Below are 9,902 nucleotides of genomic sequence, written 5' to 3' on the forward strand. Positions count from 1 at the left end.
TCTGAGGGTCTGAGGTGCTAGGGCGAGTTCGTGGCTAGGTGGCCCCCTCACCCCGCTGCCTTCTGCAGCGCCCTTCTCCCACAAGGGGCGAGGGCTAACGGCAAAAGCAGAGAGCGTGGTGTTGCTCCCTCACCCTTGAGGGGGGAGGGCTGGGGAGGGGGTGACTGAGCGCCAGCGATTGCCCTTCCTCAGACCCTTCGACCCTAGACCCTTAGACGCCCTTCCCCCACCGTCCCACAACGCAACATCCAACCTCTCCACGGGTCACGACGCCTACACTGGCAGTCATGGCCCGTTCTTTTGTTCGTCCGCGCTGGCTGATGCTGGCGGCTTTCGCTGGGCTTGCGGCCCTCCTTGCAGGCTGCGCCGACGTGCGCTACTTGGCTCAGGCGGCGGGCGGGCAACTGGACTTGGTGCGGCGGGCGCGTCCGGTGGCGGCGGTGCTGACCGATCCCCAAACGCCTGCCGAGACGCGCCGCAAGCTGGAATTGGTGGGCCGGGTGCGGGCCTTTGCCATCAACGAATTGAGTTTGCCCGATCACGGTTCTTTCCAGACTTACGTAGAACTGGGGCGGTCTGCGGTGGTCTGGAACGTGTTCCGTGCGCCCGAACTAGGCATTGACCTGTACACGTCCTGCTTTCCTATCGCGGGCTGTGTGGGCTACCGGGGCTACTTTGCAGAGGCCGATGCGCGGGCTTACGCCGCTTCCCGCCGTGCAGCGGGCGAAGACGTGACGGTGGGCGGCGTGAGCGCTTACAGCACGCTGGGCTACCTGCGCGACCCGGTGCTGTCCAGCATGCTCAGCGCCCCCGATGCCAGCCTCATCCGCACGGTCATTCACGAGTTGTCTCATCCCAGTTTGTACGTGGCGGGCGACACCATTTTTAACGAGTCCTACGCCGTGACCATAGAAGAGGAAGGCATGCGGCGCTGGCTGGTAGCCTACGGCACCCCCGAACTGCGCGAGCAAGACCGACTGGCACAGCAGCGGGCGGCAGGCTTTGAAGCACTGTTGCTGCACACCCGCGCCGAACTGGAGCGCCTGTATTCCCAACCCCTCTCGCCCCAGCAGATGAGGGCTGGCAAACAGACCGTGCTGGACGGCTTGCAGGCCCAATACGCCGCCCTCAAAGCCAGTTGGGGCGGCTACAGCGGCTACGACGGCTGGTTCGCACGCGGCGTCAACAATGCTTCGCTAGGGGCGGTGGCCGCTTACGCTTCTCTCGTGCCCGATTTTCAGCGCCTGTTGGCCCGCGTGGGCGGCGATATTCCGGCGTTTATAGCGGGGGCCAAAGCCTGTGCCGCCAAACCACAAGGGGAGCGGCAAGCTTGTTTACGCGGTGATGGAACATGACACCCTCATTGCCCCTTGTAGCTGTATTTAATCTTTTCTGACCCAATCTGCACGCAGTCTTTACATGCTGTGCCGACTCACGTTTGCCCTCACGGAGCCGCGCCACAGTTGGGCCGTGTTCGTCAGAAGACGCGATTGACCTGCGCTGTATGCCACGCCCGTCCGTCTACAGTTCCAAGTCTCTTCACTCCCAAAGCAGGTGCCTTCATGAAAATTTCTAACCTTTTGTACATCCTCGGCTTCGCTTCTATTGCTGTTTCTGCCGCCAATTACCTGAAGGGCAAGTCGGAAGACGGCAAACAGGAAGCCGAAAAAGAGCGCGACGGCCTGTTCGTAGGCCACTGGGCACCCACCTTCTTTATTCTGGGCAAGATTGCTGAAGACCGGAAGATGTAAAGGCGAAAGCCTCGACAGTAAACGACATAAAGATGAACTGGCCTTGCTTGCGGGCCAGTTCATCTTTTGTACTATTCGCCTTACATCTCCATGCGAGTTTTAAGGAAGTTGGTCATCACCGCGCCGCGTTTGTAAAACGGATTGTCCATGATCTTCACGTACAGCGGAATGGTGGTTTTCGGCCCCTGAATCACGGTTTCTTCTAGCGCACGTTTCATGCGGGCAATGGCAAGTTCGCGGGTGTCGTGATGCACGATCAGCTTGCCGATCAGGGAATCGTAATGCGGCGGAATCACGTAGCCCGTGTACACATGGCTATCCACGCGCACGCCGGGGCCACCTGCAAAATGCACCTCTTCTATTTTGCCCGCAGCGGGCCGGAAGTCCTTGTCGGGGTCTTCGGCGTTCAGGCGGCATTCGATGGAGTGGCCGCGCAGCACGATGTCTTCCTGCTTCAGCGCCAAGCCTTCGCCCGCCGCAATTTGAAGCTGCATCTTGACGAAATCTAGCCCGGAAATCATTTCGGACACGCAATGTTCCACCTGAATCCGGGTGTTCATTTCCATGAAGTAGTAGTGGCCGTCGCGGTCTACGATGAATTCCAGCGTGCCTGCCCCGGCGTAGTTCACATGCTGGGCCAGCCGCACACCCGCATCCAAAATCTCTTGGCGCAGCGTGGCAGGCAGGGTGCTGGGCGCTTCCTCGATCAGCTTTTGGTTGCGGCGCTGAATAGAGCAGTCGCGCTCGCCAATATGAATGACGTGGCCTTTGCCGTCGCCCATCACCTGCACTTCTACGTGCCGGAATTCCTCCAAAAACTTTTCCATGATGATGGCGGGGTCGCCAAAGTACAGCCGCGCCTCTTCCTGCGCCTGATTGAAGGCCGACTTGAGTTCTTCCTGTGTGCGAACGACTTTTTGCCCGCGTCCGCCGCCACCTGCGCTGGCCTTCAGCAACACCGGATAGCCCACCTGTTTGGCAGCCAGCAGTGCGGCGTCCACGTCTTCCAGCACGCCTGTTCCCGGCACCACAGGCACGTTGCTGTTGGCGGCAATTTCGCGCCCGCCCGCCTTGCTGCCCAGCGCCCGCATACTCTCCGGCGTGGGGCCGATAAACACGATGCCGTGTTCGCGGCACATTTCGGCAAAATCGGGGTTTTCGGCCATAAACCCGTAGCCGGGGTGAATGCCTTCCGCCCCCGTCATCAGGGCCGCCGACAAGATGTTGGGAATATTCAGGTAAGAGGCATTAGAGGCGGGCGGCCCCACGCACACGCTTTCATCGGCCAGCAGCACCGGCAGGCTTTTTTCGTCGGCGGTGGAGTACACCACCACAGTTTTGATGCCCATTTCGCGGGCCGTGCGAATGACACGCAGGGCAATTTCGCCCCGGTTGGCAATCAGGATTTTCTTGAACATTGTGCCTCCAGCGAAGATCAGATCGTGGAGCGTGGATCGTCGAAAGACCGCTGTTTCCCACGATCCACGCTCCACCATCCACGATCCGCTTTATTCGATAATGAACAGCGTTTGCCCGTATTCCACCGGATCGGCGTTCTTGACCAAAATCTCGCGCACCACGCCGCCCGTTTCGGCTTCAATCTCGTTCATCAGCTTCATGGCTTCGATGATGCACAGCACTTGGCCCGCGCTTACGCTGTCGCCAATTTTGACGAATGGCGCGGCGTCAGGGCTGCTAGAAGCGTAATACGTGCCCACAATCGGAGCCTTGACGGGCGTTCCGGCGCTGGCTACCTTGGCAGGAGCGGCAGGCACTTCTGGGGCGGCTTCGGTAGGGGCAGCGGGGGCCACATCTGCGGGCGCGGCAGGCCCACTGGCGGTGGGTGCAGGCGCAAACGCGGGCTGAGGCGCGGCGGGGCCACTGGGGCTAGACACGCTGGCGCTGGGGGCAAAAGCGGGGCCGCCCATCGCCTGCGGGCCGCGCTTGAGGTCAAGGGCGAAGCTGCCGGTCTTCAGGCTGAATTCACGGACATCGGCGGCGCTCAGGGCGTCGAGGATTCGTTTGAGGTCTTCTGGGTTCATGGCCCCTCCTGTAATGTGTTTCGTGTGGGTAGAGCTGGGTCTTCAACTGAAACGGAATGAAACGTCGCCGCTCATCATGCCGTGCAAACGGTGAGAGGACAGCAGAGGTCAAGCAAACAGCGGGTTGTCTGCACTGAGTCTAACCACAAACGCCTGTGTCATTGCCCGGTCAACACGCCAGTCCAAAAAAGCCGCCCCACGTCATGCAGGGCGGCTTTTCTAGGCAAAAACGGTCAGGCAGATGCAGTGAGCCTTAAGCGCGGCTGAGGTATTCGCCCGTGCGGGTGTCTACCTTGACGCTCGTTTCCTGCTCTACGAACAGGGGCACCTGCACGATTGCGCCCGTTTCCAGCGTGGCAGGCTTGGTGCCGCCCGACACGGTGTCGCCGCGCACGCCGGGGTCGGTTTGCGTAATTTTCAGAACCACCATGTTGGGTAAGGTGATTTTCAGGGCCTTCTCACCGTACACCTGCACTTCCACGTCGGTGTTTTCCTTCATAAACTTGGCGGCGTCGCCCACGAGCGTGGGGGGCAAGCTCACTTGGTCGTAGGTGTCCATGTCCATAAACATGAAGTCGTCGCCGTCGCGGTAGAGGTACTGCATCTTCTTGCCTTCTACGAAAATGTCTTGCAACTTTTCACCGCTGTTGAAGGTGCGGTCGACGATGCTGCCCGTTTCCATGTTGCGGAACTTGGTCACGACTTTCGCGCCGCCACGTCCCATTTTCAGGTGAGAGTAGTCGAGGCATTCCCACAGGCCGCCGTCCATTTCCACTTTGGTGCCGTTTCTCAGTTCCGTTACGCTAATCATGTTTGGTTCTCCTTGTGCAGGCCGGGGCCGCCTCCGTGTCCTAGGGTTAGGGCACACCGCCATCAGATAGAGGCAGCAATGCGGGGGGCCTCGCGGCAACAGGAGCGATTCTAGCAGAGGCATTGGCGTTCAGCGCAGCGGGCATCCTGCATTTCCGGCCAGAGTGGTCATCAACGCGTGCGGCCAAGCCCTTCCACCCATCCCCCAGTTTTGCTACACTGTCACGGTTGCTTGACGCCCGCCCCCGCACCCCTGCCACGAAGCTAGGATACGGAAGAGAGCGAGGCGGCCAGACGAGAGACACCCCCAAGGAGAGTCACCCAGCATGGAACTAAACGCCCAACCCCGCATTCCTCAGTCAAAACTGGCCGAAGGCTCGATCCCCGCCGTCGCCTACAACAAAGGCAACAACGTCAGCTTTACCCTTGATCTGAAAGCCTTTGACCGCGCTTTCCGCAAGCAGGGTACGACGGGCATCTTCGACATCACCGTCGAAGGCAGCGAAGCCTTTCCTGCCCTCGTGAAAGCCGTGCAGATGGACAAGCGCCGCCGCGTGCCCATCCACGTCGACTTTTACATGGTCACCTACGGCGAGCCTGTGGCCGTCAGCGTGCCCGTACACACCAAAGGCAAGAGCCAAGGCGAAGTCATGGGCGGCCTCGTGGACATCGTTGTTCACAACCTCGCCATCATCGCCCCCGGCCCACGCCGCATTCCCCAAGAAATCTCGGTGGACGTGAGCAAGCTGAACATCGGTGACCACATCACCGCCGGACAACTGAAGCTCCCCGAAGGCGTCAAGCTAGGCATTGACGAAGATACCGTCGTCATCAGCCTGCTGGCTCCCCGCATGAGCGCCGACGAACTGGCCGCCGAAACGCAAGCCGTTCAGGTTGCGGGCATGGTTGCTGCGGGCGAACTGTCCGAAGAAGCCGCCGCTGCCGTGCTGGAAGGCGACGCGAGCATCGAAGAAGTCAAGGCCGAAGCCGCCGCTGCCAGCGAGAGCGAAGACAGCACCGAAGCGTAAGCTTAAGCAAGTTCAATCTTTTCATCTCAGCCGGAATGCCCTACGCGGGTGTTCCGGTTTTTGTGGTTTGTAGAACGGTCATAAGCATTTAGAGTTCACGATTTTGGGCGAACCCCCCAGTCTGCTGTGCAGCCAGCCCCCTTGAGGGGAGCGCAAAAGCTGTTAAGTCCTCCCCTCTAAGGGGGGGCGTTGCGCCAGCAACGGGGGGGTTGCTCTCCCCACAACTTTGCAGGAATCAACAACCAACGAGGCCAAGTGTAATGGGGCTTGCGCCGCCTTCGCCTGCAAATCGGGCAAGGTAAACACAGCACCGACAACACAGTAGCAACACTACGGCACCCACAATCCAGCTTTCGGAGGCACCGCATGATTCTTTCGCATGGCAGTCTGACCTTTCCCGCCGCCCACCACGACACCGCCCGCCAAATGTTGCAGGGTTTGGCGGCCCATACGCGCACCGAACCGGGGTGTTTGCTGTATGTGGTCTCCGAGAATCTGGAAGTGCCGGGGCAATTTTTTATTACCGAGCAGTGGGAAAGCATGACCGACATGCAAACGCATTTGGCGTTGCCGGGGGTAGGCGAAGCGGTGGCCGCCGTGCAGGGCATGGGCGTCAATGACCTCAGTATTACGGCTTGGGAGGCGGGCGCAGTTACGCAGATCATGTAATTGAGTCAGAGCGGCATCAAGTCACGGCGGCGCGGCTGATGTAGACGCCTGTTCACATAGAAAATCCGGGCGTGGCACAATGGGTTTCTTCCCAAAGTTGCCTCACCGTCGTTTGGCTGAGGGCTGCATTTTCCTTCTCCCCGCGAGGTTGTCACATGATGCAGACCGTTTCCCCGTCTACTCCAGTTCAGGGCGCTCCCGCAGAATTTACCTACGACCTGTTGGTCATCGGCTCCGGCCCCGGCGGGCAGCGGGCCGCGATTCAGGCCGCCAAGCTGGGCAAAAAAGTGGCAGTGGTGGAGCGCAAATCGGTGGTGGGCGGCGTGTGCATCAACACGGGCACGATTCCATCCAAGACCTTCCGGGAAGCCATCATGCACCTCAGCGGCTACAACCAGCGCGGGCTGTACGGCTCGTCTTATTCAGTCAAAGACGATATTACGGTGCAGGATTTGCTGCTGCGAACCAGCAGCGTGATGGCGCACGAACTGGACGTGGTGCGCCATCAGTTGCACCGTAACCGTGTGGAAACGATCAATGCCGAAGCGTCGTTTATCGGGCCAAATACAGTGCGGCTCCGTGATGTGCGCGGTCAGGGCGATGCTTGGCGCGACGTGACGGCCCGCACCATCGTCATCGCAGTGGGCACGAAGGCGGCGCGTGACCGCAATATTCCTTTCGACGGCAAACGCATCATCATCAGCGACGATATTTTGGACTTGCAGAGCTTGCCGCGCACCGTGACCGTCATCGGCGGCGGCGTCATCGGCTGCGAGTACGCGAGCATGTTTGCCGCGCTGGGCGTGCGCGTCACATTGATCGACAAGCGCCCGCGCCTGCTGGAATTCGTAGATTTTGAAATTACGGATGTGCTGGCCTACCAGATGCGCCAGAACCGCATGACCCTGCGGCTCGGCGAGGCCGTGAAAACGGTGGAACAGGTCACCGACCAATTAGGCCAGCGCGTGCGCGTGACGCTCGCCAGCGGCAAAGAAATTGTGAGCGACATGGTGCTGTATTCGATTGGCCGCGTGGGAGCCACCGCCAAATTGAACCTAGAAGCGGCGGGCCTCAGCGCTGATGAGCGGGGCCGGATTACCGTCAACTCTCACTATCAGACGGCGGTGCATCACATCTACGCGGTGGGCGACGTAATCGGTTTTCCCAGCCTCGCCAGCGTCAGCATGGAGCAGGGCCGCCTCGCCACGTGCCACGCCTTCGGCATTCCCACCCAAAGCGTGCCGGAGCTGTTCCCCTACGGCATCTACACCATTCCCGAAATCAGTACGGTGGGCAAAAATGAAGAGGAATTGACGGCAGCGGGTGTGCCCTACGAGATCGGCAAGGCCCAGTACCGTGAAATCGCACGCGGCCAGATTATTGGCGACGAGCAAGGCACCCTGAAGCTGATCTTCCACCTAGAAACACGCGAACTGCTGGGCGTTCATATCATCGGCACCGGCGCAAGCGAACTGATTCATATTGGTCAGGCGGTCATGGCCTTTGGCGGCACAGTGGACTACTTCGTCAACACGGTATTCAATTACCCGACTTTGGCCGAATGCTACAAAACGGCTGCATTCGACGGCATTAATAGGCTGGGCAGCGTGCCCGCGCTAGAACCCAAGCTCGAACCTGCGGCGGCAGTAGGTGAAGTCGTCTAAGGGTTTTGACTGTAGGAAATATGACCAGATTTGTAGTAGCTCAATAGTTCGCAGGCCCGTTCTTAGTCCAGCAACGGTTCCACTCAATATTGTCTCTGGCCCAGCCCAAGCTGGGGCGAAAGCTCCTGTCATCTTTGGCCCGCCCTACTATGGAAACCTCTGAGAGTTCATTTCCCGGAGGTTTCCCATGAAAAAACGCTCCTTATTGGCCCTGACGACTTGCCTCGCCCTGTGTGTGCCTGCATCTATGGCAGGCGGCGCACAGAATATGCCCTCTGGCGGCATGAGTACCGCCCAAACGTCCAACGATACCGATGTTCTGTTTATGGAAGTGATGTCCATGAGCAACCTCACCGAGATTCAAACCTCGGAATTGGCACTCAAGAAGAGCAGTAGCGCTTCCATCAAAGCTTATGCCCAAGAGATGATTACCGCCCACACCAAGGCACAAGCTGAACTGAAGGCCTTAGCGCAGGCGAAAGGCATCAAGATTGCCGATAAGCCCGGCGCAGATCAGCGTCTTCAGTACAACAATCTCACTACTCTGTCGGGCGCGGCGTTTGACGCCGAGTACAAGAAAGTACAGGTTGACGGCCATGCGGTACCTGATTAGCGTGTCCGTGAAACTTGGCGAAATGAGGTGGAGTTCAGTAGGCTGGGGTCGTGTCGGGGGAGCTTGATCGCGAAGCATTGCTCCAACTGCTTGCTGAGCAAGCAGCCCAGATCACTCGTCTGATCAAGCGGGAGAGCAAACAAGCGACGCAGATCCAGCAGCTGATCGAAGAGAATGCGCGCCTGAAGAAGCGGGTAGAGCAGCTCGAGCGGCAGGTGAAGCGATACGTCGCGCCACACAGCCGTGAAGCGCCCAAGGTGATCTGTCAAGGGTTTGGTGGAGGCTCAGTTCGGGATGGTGACTTGCTCTTCGAAGGCTACTGGGGATCGGTAGCAGGGCGCGGAGTGACGACGGCGGCGGGTGTAAAACACCTCAATCCACTCAAAAACCTCTGTTCGTGTCTGGGCACGACCCCACTGCGCTTCGCTCAGACCCAACTCTGTCTTCAACGTCGCGAAAAAGCTTTCCTGGACGGCGTTATCCCAGCATTCTCCTTTCTCACTCATGCTCTGAACAGCATGCAATCTGTCTAATGCCTGCTTATACACTTCGCTCGTATATTGGCTTCCTCTGTCCGAGTGGTGCAAGAGCCCGCTTGGTGGCTGCCGACGCTGTACAGCCATTTCCAACGCCGCCGTGACCAGCGGCGTGTGAAGTCGCTCGCTCAGCGCCCAGCCGACGATTTTCCGTGAATACAGGTCCATGACCGTGGCCAGGTACAGCCAGCCTTCCCGGGTGGGTAAATACGTGATGTCCGTGGCCCACTTCTGGTTCGGGCGATCAGCGGTAAACGCTCTGGCAAGAATGTTTTCTGCGACTGGGCGCGAAGAGTTCGACTTGGTCGTTGTGCGGAATTTCCGCTTCCCACGCGCGACAAGCGCAGCTTGTCGCATGAGTCGCCCGATGCGCTGACGACTGACTTGCTCTCCCTGCTCGCACAGGTCGGCTTTGATGCGCAGCGCTCCGTACGTTCCCCGACTGTCCTCAAAACTTGTCTTGATTTTCGCCGTTAACACGCGGTCTTTCGTGATTCTCTCGCTCTCCGGCCTTCCCCGCGAAGCGTAGTACCCACTGATGCTGACTTCGAGAACCCGGCACATTAGTTCCACTGGGAACTCGTCCTGGTGCCGCTCGATGAAGCTGAAAATCAGGGTTGTTTCGCGAAGAAGGCCAATGCTTTTTTCAGAATATCCCGTTCCTGTCGCGCAATGTCTAGTTCCCGCTCCAGTTCTTTCAGACGAGCCTCCTGTGGTGAAAGGGCGGGGATCCCCTGATCTTGCTAGGGTTCTGTGGAGGAGGAGTTCAGTCTGACCGACAATGGAGAC

The 9,902-nt window shown here is 59.1% G+C and carries 10 protein-coding genes; 7 read left to right on the top strand and 3 right to left on the bottom strand.

What is annotated here, in order from left to right; translation table 11 throughout:
* The first annotated feature begins 287 nt into the window (after nt 1–287).
* On the top strand, nt 288–1,355 hold the full coding sequence (locus tag E7T06_RS13860) for an aminopeptidase (protein WP_136366376.1): 1,068 nt from the start codon (nt 288–290) through the stop codon (nt 1,353–1,355).
* Between the two features lie 207 nt (nt 1,356–1,562).
* The gene (locus E7T06_RS13865; RefSeq protein WP_136366377.1) at nt 1,563–1,751 is read left to right on the top strand and encodes a hypothetical protein; all 189 of its coding nucleotides are present in this window, start codon (nt 1,563–1,565) and stop codon (nt 1,749–1,751) included.
* Nucleotides 1,752–1,831: 80 nt separating this feature from the next.
* On the opposite strand, the gene accC is transcribed toward E7T06_RS13865, so the two are convergent.
* The 3 genes from accC to efp form a co-directional block, all read right to left on the bottom strand.
* Entirely contained in the window at nt 1,832–3,169 is a 1,338-nt protein-coding gene (accC, locus tag E7T06_RS13870) for an acetyl-CoA carboxylase biotin carboxylase subunit (RefSeq protein ID WP_136366378.1), read from the bottom strand.
* Between the two features lie 90 nt (nt 3,170–3,259).
* Nucleotides 3,260–3,793 carry an acetyl-CoA carboxylase biotin carboxyl carrier protein gene (accB, locus tag E7T06_RS13875; protein ID WP_136366379.1) on the bottom strand — a complete coding sequence of 178 codons (534 nt, stop codon included), beginning with the start codon at nt 3,791–3,793 and terminating at the stop codon, nt 3,260–3,262.
* 253 nt (nt 3,794–4,046) lie between these two features.
* Entirely contained in the window at nt 4,047–4,604 is a 558-nt protein-coding gene (gene efp, locus E7T06_RS13880; protein ID WP_136366380.1) for an elongation factor P, read from the bottom strand.
* A gap of 325 nt (nt 4,605–4,929) precedes the next feature.
* Here efp and E7T06_RS13885 point away from each other — a divergent pair, with 325 nt between their 5' ends.
* From E7T06_RS13885 to E7T06_RS21845, 5 genes are all read left to right on the top strand, one after another.
* Nucleotides 4,930–5,631, top strand: coding sequence for a 50S ribosomal protein L25/general stress protein Ctc (locus E7T06_RS13885; RefSeq protein ID WP_136366381.1), 702 nt, complete (start codon nt 4,930–4,932; stop codon nt 5,629–5,631).
* A 366-nt stretch (nt 5,632–5,997) separates the two neighbouring features.
* Nucleotides 5,998–6,300, top strand: coding sequence for a putative quinol monooxygenase (locus E7T06_RS13890; protein WP_136366382.1), 303 nt, complete (start codon nt 5,998–6,000; stop codon nt 6,298–6,300).
* A 155-nt stretch (nt 6,301–6,455) separates the two neighbouring features.
* Nucleotides 6,456–7,964 (top strand): Si-specific NAD(P)(+) transhydrogenase, encoded by a 1,509-nt coding sequence (gene sthA / locus E7T06_RS13895; RefSeq protein ID WP_240741060.1) that lies wholly within the window; start codon nt 6,456–6,458, stop codon nt 7,962–7,964.
* A 187-nt stretch (nt 7,965–8,151) separates the two neighbouring features.
* Nucleotides 8,152–8,577: a DUF4142 domain-containing protein gene (locus E7T06_RS13900; protein ID WP_136366383.1), complete on the top strand. Its 426-nt coding sequence runs from the start codon at nt 8,152–8,154 to the stop codon at nt 8,575–8,577.
* 50 nt (nt 8,578–8,627) lie between these two features.
* The gene (locus E7T06_RS21845; RefSeq protein WP_240741061.1) at nt 8,628–9,110 is read left to right on the top strand and encodes a hypothetical protein; all 483 of its coding nucleotides are present in this window, start codon (nt 8,628–8,630) and stop codon (nt 9,108–9,110) included.
* The last annotated feature ends 792 nt before the right edge of the window (nt 9,111–9,902 follow it).

Origin of the sequence: Deinococcus sp. Arct2-2 (assembly GCF_004801315.1) — a bacterium.
GTDB lineage: Bacteria > Deinococcota > Deinococci > Deinococcales > Deinococcaceae > Deinococcus.